We start from the raw sequence: 24,859 nt of genomic DNA on the forward strand, positions 1-24,859 counted from the left end.
TTCTGTTATTAGATAGTCGTTCGAGAGACCGAAAATCGACAGCCACTACAATCTTTATTTCAACTGGCGAATCCGCTCCTGTAGGAAATGCCGTTCCGGTTCCTGTTGGGTCAGCGCAAGGGCTTTCTCATAGGAGGACCGCGCCTCAGATGTCCTGCCGAGCCTGCGGTACATATCCGCTCGGGCTGAATGCGCCAGGTAATAATCTTCCAATTCGCCATCTTCCAAAACCGCGTCGATATGCGTCAGCCCAACCTCTGGACCATCGCGCATTGCAATTGCTACGGCACGATTTAGCTCTACAACTGGCGAAGGTTGAATTCGTACCAGCCGGTTATAAAGCGCAACAATCTGCCGCCAGTCGGTCGCAGCGGCCGATTCCGCCTCCGCATGAACGGCCGCAATCGCAGCCTGCAGTGTGTAAGACCCAAAGCGGTGAGACTTCAGGGCTCTCTCCACCAAGGCCACTCCCTCCGCGATCTGCTCTCGGTTCCAGAGCGAGCGGTCTTGATTCTCCAGCAAAACCAGCTCTCCGATCGGCGATGTTCTCGCGGCGTGACGAGATTCCTGAAGCAGCATCAGGGAAAGCAGCCCAAGGACCTCCGGCTCTGGCAGGAGTTCGCTTAGCAAGCGGCCCAGTCGAATCGCCTCGGCGGTTAGCTCGGCCCGCGTTACCTCCGCCCCTGCCGCAGCCGAATAACCCTCATTGAAGACGAGATAGATGACCTGAAGCACCGCGTCCAGTCGCTCTGGCAACTCCTGCGGCGACGGCACCTGGTATGGAATCCGTGCGTCTCGGATCTTTGCCTTTGCACGCACAATGCGCTGCGCCAGAGAACTCGGAGCGATGAGGAAGGCCTTGGCAATCTCCTCGGTCGTCAGCCCGCACACCTCACGCAAGGTGAGCGCAACGTGCGCCTCCGACGGCAGAGAAGGATGACAGCAGGTAAAGATCAGGCGTAGACGATCATCCTCAAAGCTATCCTCTTCATTGGATATTTCCGCCGCGCTCCCTTGTGCTTCGAGATATCGCACGAGCTCGTCTTGAGACGCATCAAATCGTGCCCGTCGACGCAAAGTATCAATGGCTTTAAATCGGGCTGTTGAGATCAGCCATGGTCGCGGCTTATCGGGTACTCCGCTGCTCGGCCACCCGCTTAACGCAGCCGCAAAGCCTTCGTGCATCGCCTCCTCGGCAAGATCAAAATCACCGAGCAAGCGGATCAGGGTTGCCAGTATCTGTCGCGAATCCGCGCGATAAAGGGAGTCGAGCAGTTCGCGTACTGGCTCCGAAGAACGCTCAGACATGACGACGACTTTAGCAAACCAGCTAGCCCGAATCAATTTGGCAACCAGCGGATCAACGCAAGAACTCGTAACTCTGGAAATTGGCGCACAAGACCGCTTCCTCGGTTCGCGCAAATTCTCTAAAGCACTCATCGATGTAGATAGGTGCCAACAGTCGGCCTATATAAGCGGCGATAACCATGAGCCATCTTTGCCCTTCACGGCATCTGAGACGTGGGCCTTGAAAACCCACTCGCATAGTCCACTCGCCACGGAGAACTCCTATGTCCACCCCCGAACAGTACGACGCAATCATCATCGGCAGCGGAGAAGCTGGCAAATACCTCGCCTGGCACCTCGGCACGCAAGGCAAGAAGGTCGCCAACATCGAAGACAAGCGCATCGGCGGAGCCTGCCCCAACATCGCCTGCCTCCCCAGCAAAAACGTCATCCACTCCGCCAAGGTCGCCTCCTTCTTCCAACGCGGAGCCGAGTTCGGTATCGTCCACGGCGACTGGCACGTCAACATGGAAGCCGTCAGCGCCCGCCGCCAGCGCATGATCGACGGCCTCCGCGACGTGCACCTCGCTAACTACGCCAAATCCAAAGCCGAGATCGTCATGGGCTTCGGCCGCTTCGTCGCCCCCCAGACCGTCGAAGTCGCCCTCAACGCCGGTGGCACCCGCACCCTCCGCTCCGACTACATCTTCCTCGACACCGGCTCCCGCGCCACCATCGACCCCGTCCCCGGCTTGGCCGAATCCGCCCCAATGACCCACATCGAACTCCTCGAGCTCACCACCCTTCCCGAGCATCTCCTCATCCTCGGCGGCGGCTTCATCGGTCTCGAGCTAGCCCAGGCCATGCGCCGCTTCGGCTCCAACGTCACCATCATCGAGCGCAACCCCACCCTCGTCCACCGCGAAGACTCCGACGTCACCGAAGCCCTTCATCAACTCTTCACAGACGAAGGCATCGACATCGTTACGAACGCCAGCGTCACCTACGTCGAAGGCACGTCCGGAAAATCCGTCATCGTGCACCTGAGCGACGGAGCCAGCCTCGAAGGCACTCATCTCCTCGTCGCCACTGGCCGTACCCCCAACACGCAAAATATGGGCCTCGATCTCGCCGGCATCAAGACCACCCCCTCCGGACACTTCCAGGTCAACGATCGCCTCGAAACCACCGCCCCCGGGGTCTGGGCCATGGGCGACTGCGCCGGCTCCCCCCACTTCACCCACATCTCCTTCGACGACTTCCGCATCATCCGCGACAACCTAGCCGAACCCAACGCGGCCGGAGCCAGCCGCACCACGACGAACCGACAGATCCCCTCCGTTACCTTCACCGATCCCGAGCTAGCCCACGTAGGCCTCACCGAAAACGACGCGAAGAAGCAGGGAATCGCCTACCGTCTCGGCAAAATCCCCATGGCCGCCGCGCTCCGCACCCGCACCCTCGATGAAACCCGCGGCTTCATGAAAGTCCTGATCGGCTCCGGCGATCGCATCCTCGGCTTCACCGCCATCGGCCCTGGCGTTGGCGAACTCCTCCCCGTCATCCAGCTAGCCATGTCCGCCAACCTGCCCTACACCGCTGTCCACAACCTCATCCTCACCCACCCCACCCTCTCCGAGGGCTTCATCAACCTCTTCAACACCATCCCAAAGCAGCAAGCATAAACACGAAGCCGCAGTCGTAGCCCATCCCAACCAACGGGAGGGCCTCCGCAGAAAGTTGTCACGAAAAAAGGTATACAAGTCACGAAGTGACCGCCCCACGCGCAGTGGGCCCGTCCGGCAGGACAAGGCCCTCAAAAATAAACTTCAAAATCGTGGCGTATTTTTAGACACCCAAAAAGCAGCATCTAAAACACCACATCAGCCACACAACTAACCACAAACTCACCACGATCTACCACCACAAATCAGCGCAAAATCTCCTCTAACACCAAAGAAAGCTCAGTTTTCTCGTCCCGATATTTAACGATCACCGGAGCCGCCAAACTTAGCCCCCACTCCGCGCCCTTGCCTTTGGAAACCGCCCGAGACCCCGGCACCACCACCGCACCCTCAGGAATCACCAGTGGCATCTCCGCCGTAGCTTTGTAGATCTCGCCTTTCACCAGGTCGTACACCGGTGTCCCCCGCGTCAACACGGTTCCAGCCGCCAGCACCGCGCGCCTTCGCACTACGGTCCCCTCATAAACTCCAGTGTTTCCGCCAATTAAACAGTCATCCTCAATAATCACAGGCGAAGCATTCACCGGCTCCAGCACCCCGCCAATCTGCGCTGCCGCACTCAGATGCACCCGCTTCCCCACCTGCGCGCAACTCCCCACCAGCGCATGCGAGTCCACCATCGTCCCCTCCTCCACATAGGCCCCAACATTCACATAAGAAGGCGGAATCAACGCAACTCCCTTAGCCACATACGCCCCACTCCGCGCACTCACCCCACCCGGCACCACGCGCACCCCATCGGCAACCACAAATCGCCGCACCGGATAAGTATGTTTATCAATAAACCGCAGCGTCTCCCCACCCATCTCCATCATCGTTCCAATGCGAAACCCCAGCAGAATCCCGCGTTTCACCCACCCATTCACCCGCCAGCCCAGCGGCACCGAAGCATCCGGCTCCGCAGCCCGCAACTCCCCCGCCTCCAGCTTGCCGCGCAGTTCAACAAAACAAGCCTCCGCCTCAGCGTTCCCAACCGCCGCCGCACCCTGCGCAAACCAATGCTCAATCCGCTCCTGCAAATCTCCGTTCAAAACTCAGTCCTCATCTCTTCCCTTGTCATAAATAGAATCGAAGCACAACTAAAACATCCGTAGATCGTCGCCATTAGGCGGAACCCCCACCAGCATCCCCAACTCCCCAACCATCCGCTCCAGCCGCCTCCGCGTCGCATCCGACACCGGCACCATCGGCAGCCGCAGCACGTCCTCGCCCCTCCCCAGCATATGCAGCACCGCCTTCACCGGAGCAGGACTAGCCTCCCAGAAGTGCGCCTGCATCAGCCGGAAGAACTGCCGGTTGATCCGCCTCGCATGCACCCAGTCGTTCTCGAGCGCAGCCCCCACCATCCGCGCCATCTGCCCCGGAATCACATTCGAAGCCACCGAAACCAACCCAGCCCCACCCAACGCCAGCACCGGCAACGCCAGCCCGTCGTCTCCGGCAAACACCTTAAAGCTCCGCGGCGCCGTCGTCAGCAACTCCGTGATCTGCGCAATATTTCCACTCGACTCCTTCACCCCAATTACGTTCCTCAGCTCCGCCAGCCGAAGCACCGTCGCCGGCTCCAGGTTCGCACCCGTCCGCGAAGGAATGTTGTACAGCAGCACAGGCAGCTCCGTTGCCTCGGCGATTGCGCGAAAGTGCTGGTACTGCCCCTCCTGCCCCGGCCGATTGTAGTAAGGATTCGCCGACAAAACACCCGTCAACCCATGCACCTGAGACAGCTTCTGCACCCGCGCCACAGCCTCATGCGTCGAGTTATGCGTGCACCCCGCAAACACCGGCACCCGTCCCGAAGCAGCAGCAACCACCACCTCAATCGCCCGCAACCACTCGACTTCCGTCAAAGTCGAAGCCTCGCCAGTAGTCCCGCAAGGCACAAGAAAATCGATCCCGCTCTCGATCTGCCACAACACCAGCGCACGCAGCGCCGGCTCGTCAACGCTGCCGTCCCTGCGAAAGGGAGTCACCAGCGCCGTTCCACAACCCATCAATTCCATAGTGTCTGCAAGTTTACCGCGCCGGCGGCCTTGATTTCAGAACAACCGTCCCCGCAACTCCGCAAAACAAAAAAAGCCCCAGCGATCTCTCGCCAGGGCCTCAAAAGCACTCTGAATAACTAGCCTCGATAGAGCTCCGACGGCACGTGAAACTCCGGCATATGCAGCTCCGCCGCCCCATTCGCTGCGCCAGCCGGCATATCCATGCACTTCACAAAGGCCGTCTGGAACTTCTCCATCTCTCCCTTCGTCCCCACCGTCACGCGCACATAGTTCGGCATCGCCGACCACGTCCGGCCAATCGCAACGTTCTCCTTCAGCATGGCGTTCTGAAACTCCTTCCCAGGCCGCTTCACATCCACCATGAACATATTGCCCTGCGATCCCGGAATGACCTTGTAGCCATTCTTAGTCAGAAACTCCACAGTCTCCGTCCGAATATCTGCATTGATCTTCTTGCGCAGAGGCACCAGATCCTTATCCTGTAGACTCGCACGAGCAGCAGCAGCGCTCGTAATCGAGATGCTCGCCAGGCTCTGACTAGGGCCACCGACATTGTTGAACCGCTCAATCAGATCCGGCCGCGCCACAGCGAATCCAGCACGCAACCCAGCCATCCCATAGATCTTCGAGAACGTCCGCATCACAATCACATCTTTATCCTGGTTCACCAGATCGATGCACGACTCATTGTCGGAAAAATGGGTGTACGCCTCATCGATGATCACAACCGAACCCGCGGGCTTGTTCTTTACCAGCCAGACAATGTCTTCCTTGGGAGTAATCGTCCCCGTAGGGTTATTCGGATTCACAATGTAGTAAGCCCCCGGCGAAGGATGCGCCTTCAACATAGCCTTCACATCATGCGCATAGGTCGCAGTCAGCGGCACAGGATACTTCGGAGCCTTCATCACCTCCGCCGCGCGAGGCCCCTGTTCATAGCTAGGGTCGCCATACACCAGCGGCTTATCCGGGCCAAGGTTCGACATCAGCGCCAGATCCAGCGGCCCGCTCGACCCAGGGAATAAAGCCGAGTAGTCCTTCTTCAACCCAAACTCCCCATTGAAGACATCGATCGTCTTCACATACTCATCCCAGTGATACCGGCCGCCCTGCACGCCCATGCTACATATCGCCGTCAGTGCAGACTGCGCCGGCCCCAGCGGATTCTCATTCGAGCTGATCACCACCGTGTCAGCCGACAGCGGATGCATCGTACGCGTTCCGCTTCGTCGTCCAGCCTGTCCAGCAGGAGCAGCAGCTGGTGTCATCGCAGCCAACGCCGGAAACGTGGTGGCTGCCGCCGAGGCCGCGCCAACAATGCGCAGAAACGATCTGCGGGAAACGCTTTGCGTCATATCGGAATTCATAGAAGTTCTCCTCGAAAGTCGATTAGTAGAGATGCAACGCCGCGGCAACAGAAGGAATAAGCCCACTGAGGGAAGGGAAGATCAGCTAAAGGTTTCCTGCAAAACCAGATCGCCTTGCTGGAACTACTCTTGAGAACTTGGATGTTTGAACGAACCGCAGTACGGTTGAACATCAATCTACAGCGAATTTCCTGCAAATGCGAGGAAAATTTCCGAGATCGATACAAAAAAACTGTGAGGAACTTCTCCACTGTCTCCTTCGTAATCCTGCACGACCAACAGTCGAGCTGCGCCCTTCGAAGGTTCGTAAATTGAAATTTGGAGTTTAGATGCCAGACATCGCCCGGTTCTTTATCTTCATGATTGCGGCATTTCTTCTCTTTATCGCCGTCCTGCTGTTCGTCACGCGCAAACGAACGGCAATCCCTAACCCTGCATTACTTCTGGTCCTTGCGACCATCGTCGTAATAGTAGGAATGATCTTCGCGAGATACTCCCACCTCTGGATTCCCACACTTCCCTGGCAGATCTACTACGGCCTCCCAGCCCTGCTCACACTCACTCTGGCGCCGCTCGTCTTACGAATGTCCCGCACCGAGCTTGCCCAATACATACCCATGGCATTCCTCATGGCGCCGGCAATTCACATCGTCTTCTCGCTGCTCGTCGGATGGCACGACTACATGCCATTCCCCTTCTACATACCGTCTCTAGCGGAGTTTCTAATTGGCAAAAACCACTAGCCCAACCTCCAGCTCGTCTCCAAAATGAGAAAAATTCTATGAAGAGAATCATGTGGATGGTCGGAACTTTCGCGGCGATGTATCTCTTAGCGACCATAGTGGGCTTCGCCACCTATTTCCTTCTGAGCGTTCGCGCTATGTGGATCTGTGTCTTCACGCTCATGCCGATCGTTAGTGCTGGCTTGATCTACGCCTATTTACAGAGGCTGAAAGTCAGCCGCGACGCCACGTTCCGCGAGGCCTCTATTCTCGTTGCAGTGTGGATCGTCCTCTCCTTCTCCCTCGATGCCATAACCTACATCGTGGTGATTCCGATGACGAGCCACAGAGCTTTGAACTGGACCTTCTTTCTAGACCAGTCGCCATGGATCTGGCTATCGTATGCGGTTCTATCGCTTTCAGCCTATGCAGGACGCGGCGCCTACCTTATGCGGCTCGATACGAAAGCAGTGCAATCAGGCCGCCGAGTAGCCCGCTGAGCCATCGAGCCGATCACCGGACAATACCCCTAAACCCACTCGCCCTTGCGCATCAACGGCTCAGCCGTCCCATCTGCCGTCACACCATCCACATCCATCTCGCCCGACCCAATCATCCAGTCCACATGGATCAAACTCGCATTCGCACCCAACGCCGCCAGCTGCTCCGCATCCATCTTTTCGCCGCCAATCAGACACGTCGAATAAGCCTGCCCCAGCGCAATATGGCTCGCCGCATTCTCATCGAACAGCGTACTCCAGAACAGCACCCCACTCTGCGCAATCGGCGACGAGTGCGGCACCAGCGCCACCTCTCCCAACCGCCGCGCCCCATCATCCGTGCTGATCAACCGATTCAGCACATCCTCTCCAGCCGTCGCCGTAGCCTCAACGATCTTCCCGCCTTCAAATCGCACCGCAATATTCTCAATCAGAGTCCCCTGGTGCGACAGCGGCTTCGACGCCCTCACCGTCCCATCCACGCGGTCCTTATGCGGAGTCGTAAAGCACTCCTCAGTAGGAATATTCGGCTGGCAATACACTCCATTCCCCGCAGTAGTCCCACCACCGGCCCACAGATGATCATCCGCCAATCCCACCTTCAAATCTGTAGCCCCATCCTGCGATTTGAAGTGCAGCGCCGAAAACCGCTTCGCATTCAACATGTCCACTCGCTTCTTCAGCCGCGCTCCATGCTCCTGCCACTCGACCACCGGATCGTCCACCGCAACCCGCGACGCCACAAAGATCGCCTCCCAGAGCTTCGCTACCGCGATCTCCACCGGCTCTCCCGGGAACACCAGCTTCGCCCACTCCGGCGTCGCGCACGCCACAATCGTCCAGTTGATCTCGTGCCGCGTAATCAACTCCATCGCCGGCTTGCCCGCCTTCGACGCTGCAACATTGGCCCGCGCCACCTTCGCCGGATCCTGCTTCGCCAGTAGCGCAGGGTTAGTCCCCGCAATCGCCAGTCGCGCGGCCCCGCTCCGAAAGCCCTCGGCAATCCCATCCTGCAGCCACTTCGGCGCATAGTCAAAGCTCGCATCCGCCCCATGCTCAAATCGCGCCAGCACACTCGGATCATCCGCGTAGAACGTAGTCACCAGCAGCGCCCCCGCTTTATACGCGTGCTCGGTAATCCGCCGCACCAGCGGCAGCGCCTCCATCGGAGCGGACATGATCAGCTCCTGCCCCGCACGCAGCCCCAGCCCAACCTTCACCGCAACCTCAGCCAGTCGGTCCAGCTTCTCCTCAAACGTAAGATCCGCAAACTTTGTCTTCGCTACTGCTTCCATCACGCTCATATCGACTCCCTAATCAGACTCTGTGACCATTTCAAAAAAGATGTCTTTCCCCAATCGTTCCTCTATGAAGCGCTCTGCTATGTCAATTCCTTCAAATGGAGTGCAATGTAAAAACGGTTCGGCAGTCAGATTTAGGGAATCGGCCATTATTGGCTGTCTTTGTCCCTCTGGTAAGAGCCGAAACCCATCGAATCCTAAAAGTTCAATTTCTATCCGAGCACTCCCGGACAAATTCTAAGGCAGCCCATGGAGGCAACAGCAAAACGCCATGAAACATGATGCCCTTTGACACAAATTGGGCATCTATATCGATGCTCATGTCTCTACCTCACTAAATCTCGCTGTAAACACTCTGAAAGTCGTAGCATCCAGTCCGCGATGACAGCCACTCCGCCGCCCTCACCGCGCCCTCGGCAAATCCGCGTCGCGAAAACGCCTCATGCGTCAGCACCAGCCGGTCCGCGTCGCTCGCAGCAGTCAGCGAATGCAGCCCCATCACATCCCCCTCGCGCTTCGCCTCTACCGGAACGGCAGTCACACCAGCCGCAGCCTCAACCACCTTCGCCAAACTTATCGCGGTGCCGGAGGGCGAATCCAGCTTGCTCGCATGATGCGTCTCCGCAATCGAAAACGTATACCCTGCCTTCTTCAACTCACTGCCCATCGCCGCAGCCAGCTTCAACATCACCTGCACGCTGACAGAAAAGTTCGTCCCATACAATAACCCTGCCTGCTTCCGCTCAGCCAGCGCCCGCATAGCCTGCAGCCTGTCATACCAACCCGTCGTTCCAACCACCATCTTCGCGCCCGTCGCCAGGCACGCCCGCATATTCTGAACCGCCGCCTCAGGCGTAGTGAAATCAATCACCACATCGAACCCCGAAACAAACGGCGGCGTCAGCGCCGAAGCCCCCGCATTCTCCTTTGCATCCAGCACATGAACGCTATGCCCATGCTCCGCTGCAACCGATGCCACCAGCTTGCCCGTCTTCCCCATCCCCAAAACCAGAACCCGCATGTCTCCCTTTCTCCGCCTCTACTATCCAGCCTTGCTCTCGAGCTGAACCCGGTTCGCAACATCGAACACCGTCTCATCCGGGTTCGCAAAGAAGTGGTTGTGCAGACTCCGCACCGCCTCCTCTACATCCTCTTCATCAATCATGAAGCTCATGTTGATCTCGCTCGCCCCCTGCGAGATCATCCGCACATTCACATGGCTGATCGCCGAGAATACCTGACCCGCAATGCCGTTGTGCCCGCGAATATCCTCGCCAACCAGGCACACCAGAGCCTTATGCCCCTCCATCTTTACGTCCGCAATCTTCGCCAACTCTGCACAGATCTCCGGCAGCTGCTGATTGCTGTCCACCGTCAGCGAGATACTCACCTCGCTCGTCGAAACCATATCAATGGCGCACTTCCACTTATCGAAGACATCGAACACCGCCTTCAGATACCCATGCGACATCAGCATCCGGCTTGCAACCACGTCAATAATCGTCAGCCGCTTCTTCGCCGCAATGCTCTTGAACGGGCTCGCGCACTTCGCCGCCATCGCGGTAATCTTCGTACCCTCATTCTCCGCATTGCGCGAGTTCAGCACCCACACCGGAATGCTCTTTTGCACTGCAGGCAATATCGTTGCCGGATGCAGCACCTTCGCGCCGAAGTAAGCCAACTCCGCCGCCTCTTCAAAGCTGATCGTCTTCACCCGCAAAGCATCCGGGCATATCCGCGGATCGGTCGTCATAATCCCATTCACGTCCGTCCAGATCTCAATCGCGCCGGCGTGCATCCCGCCGCCGACCAGAGCGGCAGTGAAGTCGCTGCCCCCGCGCCCTAGCGTCGTCGTCACACCCTCCACCGTCGATCCAATAAACCCGCCCATCACCGGCGTCTTCCCGACCTCAATGAGCGGCAGCACAATCGCGGCCAGCTTTTCCTCGATCGCAGCATCCTGTGGCACCGCCTTGCCGTAGCTCGCATCGGTAATGATGCAGCTTCGAGCATCCACATGCGCACCCTGCAAGCCATGCTGCTCCAGCGCCTCAGCCATCATCTTGCTCGACAGCCTCTCGCCAAAGCTCACCACCAGATCATTTGTACGCGGAGTCAACTCGCCCACAGCCGCAATCCCGCGCAGCAGATCATCCAGCGCATCGAACTCCTGATGCAACACCTGCTGAACTCGAACGCACCGCTCCCCCTCAAGCAACGCGGTCGATGTATCGATATGCCGATGTCTCAGCCGAGCACCAATCGCCAGCGACCCAGCCTTATCCCCGCGCCCAGCCGCAGCCGCAGCCGACAACAACAGATCCGTCACCTTCGCCATCGCCGACACCACAACGACAGCCTCCAGACCCTTCTCTCGTCGTCCCCGAACGATCGACGCAGTCCGCTTCATCGCCGGCGCATCCTCCACCGACGTGCCGCCAAACTTCATCACCACCAGCTTCTCTCGCGCTACACTCAAGCCGTCACCGCCACAGCCCTGGCCGAAAACTTCTCCAGCGGCACACCCAGCTTATCGAGCTTGCCCAGCAGCGCCAGCACCTCCGCATTCAACACCGCCGCTCCAGCCGCGCCGCGAATCGTATTGTGCGATAGCACTACAAACTTCCAGTCCAGCAGCGCGCACTCGCGCAGCCGACCCACCGTCGCAGCCATTCCATGCCCGCGCATCCTGTCCAGCCGGGGCTGTGGCCGATCCACTCCCTCGTCATACTCGACAGGCTGCTCGGGAGCCGTCGGCAGATGCTGTCCCTCCAACGGGAGAAACTCTCTCCAAGCCGCCAGAATCTCTTCCCGCGTAGCCTTCTTCTTCAGCTTGATGCTCACGCATTCGGTATGCCCATCCTCCACCGCAACCCGGTTGCAATGCGCACTCACCTTCGCGTCTAAAATCTCGACCTTCGCGCCGCTAAGGCGGCCGAGCAGCTTGCCGACCTCCTCCTGCAGCTTCTCCTCTTCATTCTTGATGAACGGCACCACATTCCCCAGAATGTCCAGCGAAGCCACCCCCGGATACCCCGCGCCGCTCACCGCCTGCATCGTCGACACAAACAGACTCTCAATCCCGAACCTCTCTTCCAGAGGCTTCAGCGCCAGCACCAGTCCAATGGCGCTGCAATTCGGATTCGTAACGATATACCCACCACGCCCACCGTGCTCCTTCCTCGAGCTCTGCGTCTCCAACAGCGCAAGATGATCCGCATTCACCTCCGGCACTACCAGCGGGACATCCGCCGTCATCCGGAACGCACTCGAGTTCGAAATCACCGCGCATCCCATCGCCGCAAACTTCGGCTCCAGTTCCCGCGCAATATCCGCCTCAAGTGCCGCAAAGATAATCTTCGGCAACTCGATCGCCGATCCCTCAGGAACATTCGGCTGCAGCGTCATCGCCGCGATCCGCGCGGGCAGCGGAGTCTCCAGCTTCCACCTGCAAGCCTCGGCGTACGTCTTCCCGGCGCTGCGATCGCTCGCCGCCAGCCACGCAATCTCGAACCACGGATGATTGCTCAAAAGTTGAATGAATCGCTGCCCGACCATCCCGGTCGCGCCAAGAATGCCAACCCTGCGTCGTTCCATCCCCTAAGAATAACGCGCCGGCCCAACACCCGCACCTCCAGACAAACGAGAAGTGCCGAAAAGGCGACCCCTAGATGCCGACCAACGGGAGGATCACGATAAATTGCAGCTGCAAGAAAGGTATACGCGTCATGAAGTGACCGCCCTCCGCGCAGGAGGCCCGTCCGGCAGGACGCTATCTAGTTATCCCGCCGCCGTGACCTTGTCATCCGGTGCCCACCACCGGCCCACACCAGCAGCGCCACCAGCAGATGAAGCAAAAACCAGAAGTGAATCCCCTGATCCTGATAGATCAGATACAGCACCAGCGCCCGCGGCAGCAGCAGCCAGAAGAGCAGCGGAAGCACACCCTGAAAGTGCGGCGGCGTCAGATCGAAGTGAAACGGCCCTAGCAAACCCTGAAACCACGCCACCAGCATCGCTATTCGCGGCAGAAACAGAGCAAACACCAGAAACCAAAGCGGCAGCGCATGAACCACAAACGCCAAGTCCACCGTGAACTGCGCCGTATGCTGCATCGCTGCCAACAATACCAATCCTGCAATCATCCCGCCTCCGTGGCTGCCCTGTATTTGTCTCGCGACGAATCTACTTCACGCTGAAGCTGAAGTCCACCTTCGACGTTCCCTTCGGCTCAACCGTCACCGTCATCGTCTGCTCGCCAAGCTTCTCGTGCACTGCCGCCAAAGTATACGTCCCCGCCGGCAATCCGCTAATCCCAAAGTGTCCATCCGCATCCGTCACCGCAAAAAACGGCGTAGCCGACACGTTAATAAACGCATTCATCCACGGATGGTTGTTACATCGCACCGGAATCATCACCTCCGACTGATTGAACTGCTTCACCTGTGCCATACCCTTCGGCCCCTGCGAGATATCGATCGGCTGGCTTCCCGCTACCGTCGGCATCGTATGAATGTTGTGCATCGTCGAGTCCGAGTTCCTGAACTCCACCGACCCGCCCCGTACCAGCGCAATCACATGCGGCACATACTTGCATCCCACCTGGTCCAGCACCACCGGGGCAGGCGTAGACCCACCTGACAGCATCGCCGCCGGCGGCCCGCTCTTGATATACACATACACGTTCCCAAGCTTGCCGTCCTTCACCGTATACTGCTCGGCAAAGTTGTCCCCAGCCGTCATCGAGCAGACCGGATCCATCGACATATCGATCTTCACCGGCTCCGGCGTCTTCCCCACAAAACGGATCGTCCCCGTCACCATCCCCAGCATCGCCTTATCCAGCTGCACCGTCGAAGCCGGAGGAGCCGCCGGCACCGTCGCCGTACTCGCATCGCCGCTATGCTTCACCGCATCGCTCGGCTTACATCCGATCAGCCCGCTCAACCCCGCACTGACAATCGCCGCCGCCATCAACCAACCACAAATCCGCCTCATACCACCTCACACAACGAACCATCGACTGAGAACTTCAGCATTGCACAAAACATTCAGGCCTAAGCCGCTGCCAACGGAGCTTCCATCGCCGCCACCACCGCATCCGCAAACGCCTTCGTTCCGCTCGTACCGCCAACATCCTTCGTCAGCGTCTTACCCTCGCGATAGACCTGCTCCAGCCCGGCCTGCACCCGCTCCGCCGTAGCCGGTTCATCAATGTGATGCAGCATCAGCACCGCACTCTGCAGAAGGGCAGTAGGATTCGCCATATCCTTCCCGGCGATATCAGGAGCCGATCCATGCACGGCCTCAAAGATCGCGCACTCGGTCCCAAGGTTCGCCCCCGGCACCAATCCCAGCCCACCCACAAACGCACTGCAAAGGTCGCTCAGAATATCCCCATACAAATTCTCAGTCAGCAAAATATCGTACTGATAAGGATTCATCACCAGCTGCATGCAGGTGTTATCCACGATGTGCTCGTGATACGCGACCTCCGGAAAATCCTTCCCCACCGTCTGGCAACACCGCAGAAACAGACCATCCGACAGCTTCATGATGTTCGCTTTATGGATCGCATGAATCTTCTTCCGCCCATGCTTCCGCGCATAGTCAAACGCAAACTTCGCAATCCGTGTCGAACCCTTCTCAGTAATAATCTTCAGTGCCTGCACCACCCCCGGCACCACCTCATGCTCCAGCCCGGCGTACAGATCCTCCATGTTCTCGCGCACAATCACAAGATCGAGCCCCGGATACTTCGTCTTCAAACCCGGCAGATTCTTCACCGGCCGAAAGTTTGCAAACAGCTCAAACTTCTTCCGCAGCGTCACATTGATCGAAGCGAACCCTCCTCCAACCGGCGTTGTTACCGGACCCTTCAACGCCACACGATTCTTCTCGATCGAGTCATACAGCGCCTTCGGAATGTACTCGCCCGTCTTCTCGAACGCATTCGCCCCCGCATCATACGGATGCCATTCAAACGCCACGCCCGTCGCCGCACCCGCGGCCTCAAGAATCTTCACCACCGCGCCAGATACCTCCGGCCCAATCCCATCCCCCGGAATCAAAGTAATCCTGTGTGTCTTCTTCGCTGCCGTCATCCACTACCGCCTTTTCTGGAGTAACTCAAAGACCGTCATTAAAAGACTGTCTTCAGATTGGTTTGTTTTGGTTGTCATCCTGAACGCAGTGAAGAATCCCCATATTCGTCGTTGTCTGTTCTGCAAAGATCCGTCCTATCCGCGAAGATCCGCGGTCATCTCAGCGCTTCGACACTCTCCTCGCATCTTTTCCATTCAACAACTCTTCCAGCTCTTCTTTGAACTCCCGCACATCCTTGAAGTCCCGATACACACTAGCAAACCGAATATATGCAACCGTATCGATATCTTTCAGCCGCGACATAATCAGCTCGCCAACCTCGTTGGTCGTCCGTTCGCGCTCTGGCGAGTCGACCACATACGCCTCGGTCTCATCCACAATCTTTTCCAGATTCACCGCGGCAACAGGCCTCTTCTCGCACGCATGCAGCAGCCCGCTCAGCACTTTCTGCCGGTCGAACTTCTCCCGTCGTCCATCTTTTTTCACCACCATGTAGGGGATCTCGTCGATCCGCTCATACGTCGTAAATCGCTTGTTACAGCCTTCGCACTCCCGTCGCCGGCGTATCGAGTCTGCGTCTTTGCTCTCGCGTGAATCGACAACTCGGTCTTGGGCAAAACCACAGTAGGGGCACTTCATCGGAATACATCGATTCTAGCAGCGCGTGTCCTGCCGGACGGGCCTCCTACGCGGAGGGCGGTCACTTCGTGACGCGTCTACCGGTCGTGGCATCGTCATCAACCAAGGTCCTCCCGCTGGTCGGCCCGAGCATCGCGAGGACCCATACCCTCTCTCTCGCCGAAACAAGGTACACAAGTCACGAAGTGACCGCCCTCCGCGTAGGAGGCCCGTCCGGCAGGACATCCATCCTTACCCCAAATCCACCGCCGCCCCAGCCGCCTCGCTCTCCTCGGCGACCTTCTTCAAGCTAACATGCTCTACCCGCGAGTAGATCAATCCAGCAGGAATGATGCAGAGAAAAGTCACCACCAGCAACAAAGCCCCGCAAGCCGTAGCAGCCTCAAGCGGCGCACCATAAAACGTATGCATCGCCGCAGCCGTAATCGCAATCTGCGTAAACCATCCAATAATCGGAAGCTGCAGCAACGACCCGCCAATACTAGCCGCCATCAGCAGCATCGTCCTGGAGAAGGTCACCCCGGCCAACTCAGGCGTATGCACAAACGCATGCGCCGTCTCCAGATACGCAAACCCGATCATCACCCACATCGTCAGCGAAAGCACCGTCACCACACCAAAGTCCCGTGCAGATGACAACGCATTCAACCCATCGCGAAACCCAAGAATCTTCGTCGCAATGCTCTCGCCAGCGGCCTTCGAAACCAGCCCCACCGTCCCTCGCGCAAACGAGGCCACCGTACCACCCGCCGCCCGCACCACACCAGCAAAGATCGCAATCGCCAGCGTAGCTCCCATACTCAAAACGCCCGCCTTCACAAACACCTCGTGGTGAGGAAGCCCCCTTGGAGTAAACGCCAGCGCACTGGAAAAGATCAGCGCTGCCGCTCCCAGATCGAACATCCGTTCAATCGTCCACACCGCTATCTGGGAGCTCAACGACAGGTTGACTCGCCGCGAGATCAGGTAAGGCCGTGTGAAGTCGGCCAGCCGCCCAAATAATGCCACCGCGGTAAACCCGATGAACTGCGAACCCAGCAGGGAAGTGGCCGCAACCTTCTTCGTTGGCGACAGAAATACCGCCCACCGCACCGACCGCAGATAGAACGTAACGTAGATCAGCACAATTCCCGCAGCAATATGCCCCAGGCTCACATACCGAAGCTGTTGCCAGAAGTTGGCCCAGTCAAATTGCACCTTCGTCCGAAACAACCAGACCAGCAACACCAGCGCAACCGCGCCCACTCCCCACACCACTCCATTACGCTTGGTCATTCATCTCTCTCTTGGTCTGTAGATCGTGCTCTATCGGGCCTGCGCGACCATTGCTATCTGCTTCCGCCGATTGAACTCTCGAATCACCCGCGCCACATACGCCCGGGTCTCGCGATACGGAGGCACCCCATGATACCGATCCACCGCGCCAGGTCCAGCGTTGTAGGCCGCCAACGCCAGCGCCACATTGTCGTGGTATCGCGTCAGCAGCATATCCAGGTAAGCCGTCCCGCCCGAGATGTTCTGCTCCGGACGAAACGAATCCTCAACTCCCATCGCGCTCGCAGTGCCCGGCATCAGCTGCATCAGCCCCTGCGCGCCCGTCCGCGAAACTGCTCGCACCTGCCCACCGCTCTCCGCCCGCACCACGCTCGCCAGCAGATCCTCATCGATATTGTGCGCTGTACCCGCATGCGCCAACATCTCATGCATCTCTTCCTTCGTCGGCGCAGTCATCAGGGTGACTACAGTCGGTGCCTTCACATCCGGCACCTTCACCTCGGCAACCGGCTCCGGCACATCGGCCACAGTCTCAACCCGAACCACCGCGTCCGCCGCAACCTCCATATAGTTCGCTTCGGAATCAGGCTTACCCTTTTCAACGAAGTAGAGACGTACCTTATCCCCAACCGCCTCACGTCGAACGCAGTCCACCTCAAACCCGTTCTTCAGCGTCACATGCTCGGCCGCACGCGCCAGCGGACACACCGCCACCACCGCCAGCCCAAACGCAAACGCTTTAAGACAGAATGCCACCCCTAAAGCCTACCATCCCCAGTCCACCGCCCGCTCACTCAAAACTCCCACTATCGTGTCACTGGCAGACCGTTCAACACCGCTTCAATCGCCTCCGCCACCCCCTCCTCGTCATGCCGCCGCCCCATCACCCACCCTCTCTCCGCAGCCATCGCCTTCAAATCCTCCGGAGCGTTCCCCATCAACACCGCCTGCCCCGCAACCTCCAGCATCGAAACATCATTCCAGTTATCCCCGATCGCCAGAATCTCCTCCGTCTTCACCCCATGCCTCTCCGCCAGCCGCAGCAGCGCCGACCCCTTGCTGCACCCCGCCGGCAAAATATCGACAATACTCAAATCACGCTCCGGATACTCCGTCCGATGCAGCGCCGCCTCCGCCCCAGCGGCCCTCTCCTGAAGCGCAATCCCGCCCTTCGTCAATCCAATATTCTCCAGCCGCTGCACCTCATCCCTCCGCAGCGGCGTCATCCCCACAGCCGACACCCCCGGATGCTCCAGCAGCCGCGCCTCTGCCCTCCGCATCCTCTCCACCGTCCCGCACAGCATCATCTGGATCGGCGCGTCTCCTTCCAGTGCCTTCTCAATCGGCACCACGCACTCGATATAGGGCTCATTCGCCACCACCCACCTGCCGATACTCGCGTTCAGCTCCGCCAGATGCTCCACCACCAGCGCCCCGCGCACATCCTCCCCATCCTCCCCCACCTTATCGAAGGTCACCACCAGCGCATCGCGAAACTCCGCCACATGACCACAAAGCCACCGCGCCGTCTCCACCGGAAGCAACGTCCTCTCCAGCAACTGCGCCCCAATCGTCCGTGTCACCGTCCCATTCGAGCTGATCAGCGCATCCTCCTCCCGCAGCCCTAACCCCCGCAACACCTTCATCGCATACGAGTGCCGCCGCCCCGTCGCCACCACCACCGTCAACCCGGCCGCCTCAGCCGACTTCATCGCAGCCAGATTCCGTGAACTCACCCGCCCATCCGGCCCCACCAGCGTCCCGTCCATATCCACCGCAATCAAACGCATTCCAAACCTCGATTTACCTGCATATTCTCTCACCTGCAGCGCAGACATATCCATAAAGCATCTATTTTCTTTGATTTACCGGATATTCACGTGACATTAACGCACCTCCCGGGAGACACTTGAAGTAGGCACCACAAAGGCTTGTTTATGTTTCACAAAAATGTACTAACTCCCTTCGGGAGCATCTCACCGCAGCAAATTCCAGCTTCTAGTCCTCAGTCCACCCACCGAATCGCGCTGGTTCCACCCGGAGGCGAAGCTCCACCCCACAAGAGACCCTCCCCGATCCTCGACCTGATCGCCATCGCCGCACCGCGCTGTTCCTCGTTCTTCGCAGAGGCGGCGGTCCTCGTCCTGGTTCTGGCCCTGCTCGACAGGTTCATGCTCAAGGGCCGGATGGAGCTCAACTGGGTCATCAGCGCCTTCGCCATCAGCATCGCGCTTCTGGTCGCCAGCATCGTCACGGAGTTCACCTCCCGCCGCTGGCTCCAGCGCCATTGACGCTTAACTGCCTCAGGCTCGCCCTACGCGGGCAGCGGTCACTTCGTGACATACCGGCTTCGCCAAAGCCTCCCGAGGGTCGGAGCAAAGATATTCCTCGCGACCAACGGGAGCGCCACCCAAAGGGGTATACCCGTCACGAAGTGACCGCGCCGCGCGTAGCGGTCCCGGCCGGAAGGCCATCTAGCCGGAAGGCCATCTATTTGTAACCAAAATCCGTTAGCATCTAATATATGGCCGTCATTGCGTCGCTCGAGTGTTCCCGCTGCCACCACCACGTCTCTGCCGAAACGCCGCAAACTCTATGCCCCCTCTGCGCCGGCTCTCTCTACGTCCGCTACGACATGGACAAGCTCCGCCAGACCGTCAGCCGCGATGACATCGCCGCCCGCGCGGCAGCCTCCCCAGCCAGCCTCGGCATGTGGCGCTACTCCAGCGTGCTGCCCGACGTAACCCCCGTCACCCTCGGCGAGGGCTGGACCCCAATGCTCCACAGCAAGCGCTACCCCGGCCTCTACCTCAAAGAAGAGGGAGCAAATCCCACCGGCACCTTCAAAGCCCGTGGCCTCTCGCTCGCCGTCACCATGGCCAAACACTACGGCCTCCAGCACCTCGCCGTCCCCTCGGCAGGCAACGCCGCCGGAGCACTCGCAGCCTACGCCGCCGCCGCCGACATCGCCTCGCACATCTTCATGCCTCAGGACGTCCCCTTCGCCAACTACCTCGAAGGCATTCTCTACGGAGCCGACGTCACCATGGTCGACGGCCTCATCTCCGACTGCGCCCGCATGGTTGCCGAAAACATCAAGGCTCAGCGCGAAGCCAACACCCCCGCCCACCAGGTCTGGTTCGACATCTCCACCCTCAAGGAGCCCTTCCGCGTCGAAGGCAAAAAAACCATGGGCTACGAACTGGTTGAGCAGCTAGGCTGGCAGTATCCCGACGCCGTCTTCTATCCCACGGGCGGCGGCGTAGGCCTCATCGGCATGTGGAAGGCCTTCGAAGAGATGGAAGCCCTGGGGTGGGTGTCAGGAAAAAGACCAAAGATGTACGCCCTCCAGGCCTCCGGCTGCGCCCCCGTAGCTAAAGCTTTCGCAGAGAACAAGCCCGCCAGCGAGTTCTTTCAGAACGCCGCCACCTTCGCCGCCGGCCTCCGCGTTCCCAAGCCCTACGGCGACGCCATCATCCTCGACATCGTCCGCCAATCCGGAGGCAAAGCCTTGGCTTTTTCAGACGAGGAGATATTAAGCAGCATTTTAGACTGGGCCAAACACGAAGGGATCTTCCTCTCGCCCGAAGGCGCCGCCGCCACCGCAGCCTACGACGCGCTTCTCGCCACCGGCGAGCTCAAGCCAACCGACAAGGTCGTCCTCTTCAACACCGGCGCCGGCCTAAAGTACACCGACATGACCGCCGAAGCCATGCATCTGAAGCGACCAAACGAGAAGAAAGCCGCTCTCCCAAAGAGCATGCCAGTAGGAGGCATCATCACGCCACAATAAGCCCACACGCCGACCGAAGGGAGGCCCCAGGCATCTGACCAACCAAGACAAGGTATACAAGTCACGAAGTGACCGCCTCCCGCGCAGGGAGCCCGTCCGGCAGGACAGTTGTTTGTTAGCCTTTCACGAGCAGCGAAGCGGAGTTTACAAACTAGCCTCAGCCGCATCCACAGCAGGAAAGTTCTTCAAGATCTTATCGACCTTGGTCATCTGCATCACCGCCGTAATCCGTTCATTCGCACCCGCCAGCAGCAGCTTCCGCCCATGGCTCTCCGCCGACACGTAGTAGTTCATCAGCAGCCCCAGCCCGGCAGAATCCATATACGGCGACTCGCTCAGATCCACGATCATCACCTGCGGCGTCTTCGCGCGAAACTCATTCTGAAACCCGAACATCGTAGATAAAGTCAGCGGCCCAACGAGCTTCAGGATCGTCGTTCCCGCGCTCTTTCCATCCGTAAAGCTATGAGTCAAAGGTTGCTCGAGCATATTTGAAAGTGTAGCAAGCCCCCAACGCTGAAGATTACAAGCATGTAAATCCTGCATCCCTCCTGCCGATCCTCACCTGCCCAAATGCACCCACGGCGCGACGCCAGAAGAAACTAAAGCAAAAGAGCAGTTGGCGTAGAGTCTGCGTGTCCTTTTGGTTGTCATTCCCGAAGGGAATCTGCGGTTTGCCTTTCACCACACCAGCAGCAAATACTGCACTAAAGCTCCACCACCACCTTGCCCACAGCACCAGACTCCACCAGCGCATACGCAGCATCTAGATCTGCCCCACTAAAGCGCCGTTCATTCATCAACGGCCGCAGCTTGCCGCTATCCACCAGCGCCGCCGCCTCGCGAAGAATCTCCCCATGATGCGCCTGTCCTCGCCCGGTCAGCAGAGGCATCAGCGTAAACACACCAGAGTACGTCGCCCCGCGAAACGAGAGCGGAGCCAGTGAGTGCGTACTCCACCCCAGGCAACTCACCACATGGCCGGTATACCGCTTCACCGCAACGAAAGATGCGTCAATCGTCGCTCCTCCCACCGTGTCATACACCACATCGAAGCCCTCCCCATCGGAGTACTGCGCGACATACTGCTCAGTTGAAAGCGTGCGGTAGTCGATAGGCACTGCACCAAACTCCTCCACGTAGTGTTGCTTCTCAGCCGAGACCGTAGCGAAGGCCTCCGCCCCAAACGCCTTTGCCAGCTGCACTGCAATATGCCCCACTCCGCCCGCCCCGGCGTGCACCAGCACCCTCTGGCCCTCATGCACCTTCGCGCGATCGACCATCCCCTCCCACGCCGTGATCGTTATCAGCGGAAGCGCCGCAGCCTCGCGCATCGAGAGCAACTTCGGCTTCAGTGCGACCAGATCCGCGCTGGCGACCACAAACTCCGCCAGTGTCCCCTGCAATCCCCCCACGCCGCCCACCATGCCATACACCTCATCGCCGGACCGCAGCGTCGTCACGCCCTCACCGGCCTCTTCCACCACGCCAGCCATATCAAGTCCCAGCACCGCAGGCAGCGGCTGCTTCGCATGAGCCGCCTTCCCAGCCCGAACCTTGGTATCCAGCGGATTCACCCCGCTCGCATGCACCCGAACCAACACCTGGCCTGCCAACGGAACAGGGCGGGGAAGCTCGCCCTACGTAAACCCTGCATCGGGACCTTCCACAACATAAGCGCGCATTCAGTTCCCTATCCTGTAAGCAATTTTGCAGCTGACCTGTCCCAACCATCGGAAGCTCACAAACGTTTGATTCCCCGCTTCCAAAATGCGTCCACCAACGTCATCCCGAGCTTTCAATCCTTTGCCGTCATGTCTAGTCTCAAGCCATCGCCATTATCCCGAGCGCTCAAGCTTTGCCGTCATCCTGAGCCTCAAGCCTGCCATCACCCTAAACGCTCAAGCCTCTGCCGTCATCCTGAGCGGGTGAGAAAACTTTTAGAAGCTGCTGATTTTATTTGACATAATTCTGTAGATTTTGGCTGTGTAGGAACTGTGCAGAGCGAATGTGCAGAATTCAGTCTGAATGACAGTTTTCTCGTTGCGGAAGAGGGCCGGGAGAAACCCGCAGGGTGTCTCCCGCGCCGCTGAAAATGGCAGACGGGAGCCTACGCATCCCGTCTGTCGGTCTCTCGTTTGTCGTCCGATTGTTACATGGTTGAGGGCTCGATTTTCATGCCGCAACTGCCTCCAGCTCCTCGCTGGTTACGTCCTCGGAGAGGGCGGCTCCAGTGCGGCAAGGATGACGCTGGCGGTCTGCTGAATGACTTCGAGCGATTCGGCCAACAGTGAGGCGTTGCCCTTATAAAGCTGGATATACGACGCGCTGGCTTCTTCGTTGACCAACCCAACGGCTTTGCCGACAACAAACGCCACGGCCTCGGCTTCTGTTTCACGCACTGTCTTCGTAGTGACCGTGCGGCGTTCGCTGCGATGCAGGAGTTCGTGAGCCGTTTCATGGACAAGCGTGGCAAATGTTTCCGCCTTCGACTGTCCAGGCAGGATGGCAATGCGTCCGCCGTAACTCATGCCGAGGGCTGGCGCAATGTTCGCGCTATAGCTGACAGAAATGCCCCTGCTGTTGAGGAAGGCGGTCAACCGCTCGATGTTCTCGCCGGGGTCGCCGGTGACTTGCCGCAAGCAAGGCAGTTCTACGCCTTCGGTCTGCGAGATATCGAAGACGTAAGCGTTGCGGAAGCCAAGCAAGACGCGCTCGTTCTGCGTGTTGATGTCCTTCTGCGCTACCTCGTCCTTCTTGCGGCGAACGCCAACGATGGGAGCAAGGATACGGATGCCTTTCTGTCCGGCCTTCACAAAACGGCCAAGGCTCTTCCATGTCCAGAACCCCGCTACTCTGGTCGCCGAGGGCATTTGCCGCGCGATCTCCAGCACGTTCCCAAAGGAATAGTTATGGAATCGGCTCATGGCGGTGAGGTAGTTGGTAAGGGCTTCGGAGTGTCCGGCCTCCAGTTGCTCAATTAGCAGCTTGATGTTGGCGGCAATGACTTCCTGTTTGGTGTTGGGCTTCTTGCTTTCGTTGATGGCGATGGTCTTCATGGTGTTTGCTCCCTGGTTTGGCTTTTGCACTTCCGCGTAGAAACGCGGCATGTACATGCCGAACGCCACCTGGCGAAGGCGGGGGTAGCAAGGTGCAAGGGAGGGGTCTCCCCACCCGGAGCAAAGCGGAGGGCGAGCGCAGCGAAGGTCTGCACAAGCGAAGCGCGGAAGATTGGGGAAGCCCTTGTCGCCGCGCGGGGGGCGGAGCCCACTAGGGAGGCTTGGTTTCCTTATACGTGCGCCTAAGCGCACCCAACTTATAGGGTGGGCGTTGCGGGCGGGAAAGGCCCGCAGAGGTGGGAAGGGGAGAACGCGTAGCGGTCGTAGCGCGGGAGGAAGCCTCCTCCCACGAAAGAAGGATAGATCTCCATCACGCGGACCTCAATCGCTTGCTCCCTGCCCTTGCCGCGTATATGGAACAGACGGGTGTCGGCTCAACGGACAGAAATTTATCGCTTACGCCGGAACGATGTAGGACACAACTGAACAAGCTGAGCCCGATGCGCGGACGGAGGAGATGGCGTGACGATATGGCATTAATGAAGTCTCTGGCGAGACTGTAGGTCGGACAAATTCTTCGCCTAGAAGAAATTGCGCCTTGTTCAAGACAGCGTCACTGCAACGGGCCGTCCATCTTCAATACGAAGCCTGCGGAGGCGAGAGCTTCTTCTGTCGTTTCGCCAGTAGCGATGAGTGCGTGGCCCTGTTGAGCCTCCAGGCTTACTGGCTCGGAGTCAGGGTAGACGAGTTCGGCTAAAGTGACGAAATCCGAAAACGGAATCGTTTTGATGCCTGGCTGAGGCGTGATGGTGGTACTAGCTTCCGTAAGCAGCGCAGCAGCTTTGGAATCCAAAAAGCCAAGGGAAATCAGGATGTCTGCAACCTGTTGGATGACCATTACCTGCATTTCCCATGCCTGCGTCTGTTGCTCCGATTGCACGATGGCGACTAAGCGGAATCTCACGAATACATCCATGACCATAATCGTGGTTTTCATAAGGACCTTGTTACGCGAGGGAGTTCTATCACTAGTCTCCAAGATAGGATAGCCCGATCTCCCATC

Annotated in this window: 24 protein-coding genes; 5 read left to right on the forward strand and 19 right to left on the reverse strand. The window is 58.7% G+C overall.

The window, feature by feature from the left end; all coding sequences use genetic code 11:
• Positions 1-54: 54 nt before the first annotated feature.
• Positions 55-1,308: an RNA polymerase sigma factor gene (locus HDF08_RS02935; RefSeq protein ID WP_179637062.1), complete on the reverse strand. Its 1,254-nt coding sequence runs from the start codon at positions 1,306-1,308 to the stop codon at positions 55-57.
• A gap of 263 nt (positions 1,309-1,571) precedes the next feature.
• On the opposite strand from HDF08_RS02935, the gene HDF08_RS02940 reads away from it, so the two are divergent.
• Positions 1,572-2,972 (forward strand): dihydrolipoyl dehydrogenase family protein, encoded by a 1,401-nt coding sequence (locus tag HDF08_RS02940; protein ID WP_179637064.1) that lies wholly within the window; start codon positions 1,572-1,574, stop codon positions 2,970-2,972.
• 245 nt (positions 2,973-3,217) lie between these two features.
• Here HDF08_RS02940 and HDF08_RS02945 read toward each other — a convergent pair whose 3' ends face one another.
• The 3 genes from HDF08_RS02945 to HDF08_RS02955 all read right to left on the reverse strand — a co-directional run bounded on the left by HDF08_RS02945 (position 3,218) and on the right by HDF08_RS02955 (position 6,402).
• A complete protein-coding gene (locus HDF08_RS02945) occupies positions 3,218-4,063 on the reverse strand; it encodes a 2,3,4,5-tetrahydropyridine-2,6-dicarboxylate N-succinyltransferase (protein WP_179637066.1) in 846 nt (281 codons plus the stop codon).
• A 48-nt stretch (positions 4,064-4,111) separates the two neighbouring features.
• A complete protein-coding gene (gene dapA / locus HDF08_RS02950; RefSeq protein WP_179637067.1) occupies positions 4,112-5,032 on the reverse strand; it encodes a 4-hydroxy-tetrahydrodipicolinate synthase in 921 nt (306 codons plus the stop codon).
• 119 nt (positions 5,033-5,151) lie between these two features.
• Positions 5,152-6,402, reverse strand: coding sequence for a pyridoxal phosphate-dependent aminotransferase (locus HDF08_RS02955; RefSeq protein ID WP_179637069.1), 1,251 nt, complete (start codon positions 6,400-6,402; stop codon positions 5,152-5,154).
• Positions 6,403-6,731: 329 nt separating this feature from the next.
• Between HDF08_RS02955 and HDF08_RS02960 the strand changes: the two genes are divergently transcribed.
• Together HDF08_RS02960 and HDF08_RS02965 are read left to right on the forward strand one after the other, a co-directional pair.
• Positions 6,732-7,145 carry a hypothetical protein gene (locus HDF08_RS02960; protein WP_179637071.1) on the forward strand — a complete coding sequence of 138 codons (414 nt, stop codon included), beginning with the start codon at positions 6,732-6,734 and terminating at the stop codon, positions 7,143-7,145.
• Positions 7,146-7,183: 38 nt separating this feature from the next.
• Positions 7,184-7,624, forward strand: coding sequence for a hypothetical protein (locus HDF08_RS02965; RefSeq protein WP_179637073.1), 441 nt, complete (start codon positions 7,184-7,186; stop codon positions 7,622-7,624).
• Between the two features lie 29 nt (positions 7,625-7,653).
• On the opposite strand, the gene HDF08_RS02970 is transcribed toward HDF08_RS02965, so the two are convergent.
• From HDF08_RS02970 to HDF08_RS03020, 11 genes are all read right to left on the reverse strand, one after another.
• A complete protein-coding gene (locus tag HDF08_RS02970; protein WP_179637075.1) occupies positions 7,654-8,928 on the reverse strand; it encodes an aminopeptidase in 1,275 nt (424 codons plus the stop codon).
• A gap of 331 nt (positions 8,929-9,259) precedes the next feature.
• Complete coding sequence (locus HDF08_RS02975; protein WP_179637077.1) at positions 9,260-9,946, reverse strand: 4-hydroxy-tetrahydrodipicolinate reductase; 687 nt, start codon at positions 9,944-9,946, stop codon at positions 9,260-9,262.
• A gap of 21 nt (positions 9,947-9,967) precedes the next feature.
• Positions 9,968-11,404, reverse strand: a complete 1,437-nt coding sequence (gene lysC / locus HDF08_RS02980) for a lysine-sensitive aspartokinase 3 (RefSeq protein WP_373563111.1) — start codon at positions 11,402-11,404, stop codon at positions 9,968-9,970.
• Complete coding sequence (asd, locus tag HDF08_RS02985) at positions 11,401-12,522, reverse strand: aspartate-semialdehyde dehydrogenase (protein ID WP_179637079.1); 1,122 nt, start codon at positions 12,520-12,522, stop codon at positions 11,401-11,403. The genes lysC and asd overlap by 4 nt, the downstream gene beginning before the upstream one ends.
• A gap of 179 nt (positions 12,523-12,701) precedes the next feature.
• Positions 12,702-13,070 (reverse strand): hypothetical protein, encoded by a 369-nt coding sequence (locus tag HDF08_RS02990; RefSeq protein WP_179637081.1) that lies wholly within the window; start codon positions 13,068-13,070, stop codon positions 12,702-12,704.
• A gap of 40 nt (positions 13,071-13,110) precedes the next feature.
• Entirely contained in the window at positions 13,111-13,923 is an 813-nt protein-coding gene (locus tag HDF08_RS02995; RefSeq protein ID WP_179637083.1) for a carboxypeptidase regulatory-like domain-containing protein, read from the reverse strand.
• Positions 13,924-13,982: 59 nt separating this feature from the next.
• The gene (locus tag HDF08_RS03000; protein WP_179637085.1) at positions 13,983-15,029 is read right to left on the reverse strand and encodes an isocitrate/isopropylmalate dehydrogenase family protein; all 1,047 of its coding nucleotides are present in this window, start codon (positions 15,027-15,029) and stop codon (positions 13,983-13,985) included.
• A gap of 160 nt (positions 15,030-15,189) precedes the next feature.
• Complete coding sequence (gene nrdR / locus HDF08_RS03005; RefSeq protein WP_179637087.1) at positions 15,190-15,669, reverse strand: transcriptional regulator NrdR; 480 nt, start codon at positions 15,667-15,669, stop codon at positions 15,190-15,192.
• Positions 15,670-15,900: 231 nt separating this feature from the next.
• Positions 15,901-16,944, reverse strand: a complete 1,044-nt coding sequence (locus HDF08_RS03010; protein WP_179637089.1) for a lysylphosphatidylglycerol synthase transmembrane domain-containing protein — start codon at positions 16,942-16,944, stop codon at positions 15,901-15,903.
• A 30-nt stretch (positions 16,945-16,974) separates the two neighbouring features.
• The gene (locus HDF08_RS03015; RefSeq protein WP_179637091.1) at positions 16,975-17,700 is read right to left on the reverse strand and encodes a lytic transglycosylase domain-containing protein; all 726 of its coding nucleotides are present in this window, start codon (positions 17,698-17,700) and stop codon (positions 16,975-16,977) included.
• Between the two features lie 50 nt (positions 17,701-17,750).
• Positions 17,751-18,734, reverse strand: a complete 984-nt coding sequence (locus HDF08_RS03020; protein WP_179637093.1) for an HAD-IIB family hydrolase — start codon at positions 18,732-18,734, stop codon at positions 17,751-17,753.
• Between the two features lie 147 nt (positions 18,735-18,881).
• Here HDF08_RS03020 and HDF08_RS03025 point away from each other — a divergent pair, with 147 nt between their 5' ends.
• Together HDF08_RS03025 and HDF08_RS03030 are read left to right on the forward strand one after the other, a co-directional pair.
• Complete coding sequence (locus HDF08_RS03025) at positions 18,882-19,235, forward strand: hypothetical protein (protein WP_179637095.1); 354 nt, start codon at positions 18,882-18,884, stop codon at positions 19,233-19,235.
• A 233-nt stretch (positions 19,236-19,468) separates the two neighbouring features.
• A complete protein-coding gene (locus HDF08_RS03030; protein ID WP_179637097.1) occupies positions 19,469-20,737 on the forward strand; it encodes a threonine synthase in 1,269 nt (422 codons plus the stop codon).
• A 144-nt stretch (positions 20,738-20,881) separates the two neighbouring features.
• Here the strand turns inward: HDF08_RS03030 and HDF08_RS03035 are convergent, their stop codons facing one another.
• The 4 genes from HDF08_RS03035 to HDF08_RS03050 form a co-directional block, all read right to left on the reverse strand.
• Entirely contained in the window at positions 20,882-21,283 is a 402-nt protein-coding gene (locus HDF08_RS03035; protein WP_257030853.1) for an STAS domain-containing protein, read from the reverse strand.
• A 161-nt stretch (positions 21,284-21,444) separates the two neighbouring features.
• Complete coding sequence (locus tag HDF08_RS03040; RefSeq protein ID WP_218884483.1) at positions 21,445-22,341, reverse strand: zinc-dependent alcohol dehydrogenase family protein; 897 nt, start codon at positions 22,339-22,341, stop codon at positions 21,445-21,447.
• Positions 22,342-22,944: 603 nt separating this feature from the next.
• Positions 22,945-23,796, reverse strand: coding sequence for an ArdC family protein (locus HDF08_RS03045; protein WP_179637101.1), 852 nt, complete (start codon positions 23,794-23,796; stop codon positions 22,945-22,947).
• A gap of 613 nt (positions 23,797-24,409) precedes the next feature.
• A complete protein-coding gene (locus HDF08_RS03050) occupies positions 24,410-24,793 on the reverse strand; it encodes a hypothetical protein (protein ID WP_179637103.1) in 384 nt (127 codons plus the stop codon).
• Positions 24,794-24,859: the final 66 nt, after the last annotated feature.

The sequence above is a fragment of the Tunturiibacter empetritectus genome (assembly GCF_013410875.1).
Classification (GTDB): domain Bacteria; phylum Acidobacteriota; class Terriglobia; order Terriglobales; family Acidobacteriaceae; genus Edaphobacter; species Edaphobacter empetritectus.

Excerpts from the sequence above, each read along its gene's own strand:
- HDF08_RS02935 (WP_179637062.1), bottom strand. The coding sequence starts at position 1,308 with ATGTCTGAGCGTTCTTCGGAGCCAGTACGCGAACTGCTCGACTCCCTT.
- HDF08_RS02940 (WP_179637064.1), top strand. The coding sequence starts at position 1,572 with ATGTCCACCCCCGAACAGTACGACGCAATCATCATCGGCAGCGGAGAA.
- dapA (WP_179637067.1), bottom strand. The coding sequence starts at position 5,032 with ATGGAATTGATGGGTTGTGGAACGGCGCTGGTGACTCCCTTTCGCAGG.
- HDF08_RS02955 (WP_179637069.1), bottom strand. The coding sequence starts at position 6,402 with ATGAATTCCGATATGACGCAAAGCGTTTCCCGCAGATCGTTTCTGCGC.
- HDF08_RS02960 (WP_179637071.1), top strand. The coding sequence starts at position 6,732 with ATGCCAGACATCGCCCGGTTCTTTATCTTCATGATTGCGGCATTTCTT.
- HDF08_RS02965 (WP_179637073.1), top strand. The coding sequence starts at position 7,184 with ATGAAGAGAATCATGTGGATGGTCGGAACTTTCGCGGCGATGTATCTC.
- HDF08_RS02970 (WP_179637075.1), bottom strand. The coding sequence starts at position 8,928 with ATGAGCGTGATGGAAGCAGTAGCGAAGACAAAGTTTGCGGATCTTACG.
- HDF08_RS02975 (WP_179637077.1), bottom strand. The coding sequence starts at position 9,946 with ATGCGGGTTCTGGTTTTGGGGATGGGGAAGACGGGCAAGCTGGTGGCA.
- asd (WP_179637079.1), bottom strand. The coding sequence starts at position 12,522 with ATGGAACGACGCAGGGTTGGCATTCTTGGCGCGACCGGGATGGTCGGG.
- HDF08_RS02990 (WP_179637081.1), bottom strand. The coding sequence starts at position 13,070 with ATGATTGCAGGATTGGTATTGTTGGCAGCGATGCAGCATACGGCGCAG.
- HDF08_RS02995 (WP_179637083.1), bottom strand. The coding sequence starts at position 13,923 with ATGAGGCGGATTTGTGGTTGGTTGATGGCGGCGGCGATTGTCAGTGCG.
- HDF08_RS03000 (WP_179637085.1), bottom strand. The coding sequence starts at position 15,029 with ATGACGGCAGCGAAGAAGACACACAGGATTACTTTGATTCCGGGGGAT.
- nrdR (WP_179637087.1), bottom strand. The coding sequence starts at position 15,669 with ATGAAGTGCCCCTACTGTGGTTTTGCCCAAGACCGAGTTGTCGATTCA.
- HDF08_RS03010 (WP_179637089.1), bottom strand. The coding sequence starts at position 16,944 with ATGACCAAGCGTAATGGAGTGGTGTGGGGAGTGGGCGCGGTTGCGCTG.
- HDF08_RS03020 (WP_179637093.1), bottom strand. The coding sequence starts at position 18,734 with ATGCGTTTGATTGCGGTGGATATGGACGGGACGCTGGTGGGGCCGGAT.
- HDF08_RS03025 (WP_179637095.1), top strand. The coding sequence starts at position 18,882 with ATGTTTCACAAAAATGTACTAACTCCCTTCGGGAGCATCTCACCGCAG.
- HDF08_RS03030 (WP_179637097.1), top strand. The coding sequence starts at position 19,469 with ATGGCCGTCATTGCGTCGCTCGAGTGTTCCCGCTGCCACCACCACGTC.
- HDF08_RS03035 (WP_257030853.1), bottom strand. The coding sequence starts at position 21,283 with ATGCAGGATTTACATGCTTGTAATCTTCAGCGTTGGGGGCTTGCTACA.
- HDF08_RS03045 (WP_179637101.1), bottom strand. The coding sequence starts at position 23,796 with ATGAAGACCATCGCCATCAACGAAAGCAAGAAGCCCAACACCAAACAG.
- HDF08_RS03050 (WP_179637103.1), bottom strand. The coding sequence starts at position 24,793 with ATGAAAACCACGATTATGGTCATGGATGTATTCGTGAGATTCCGCTTA.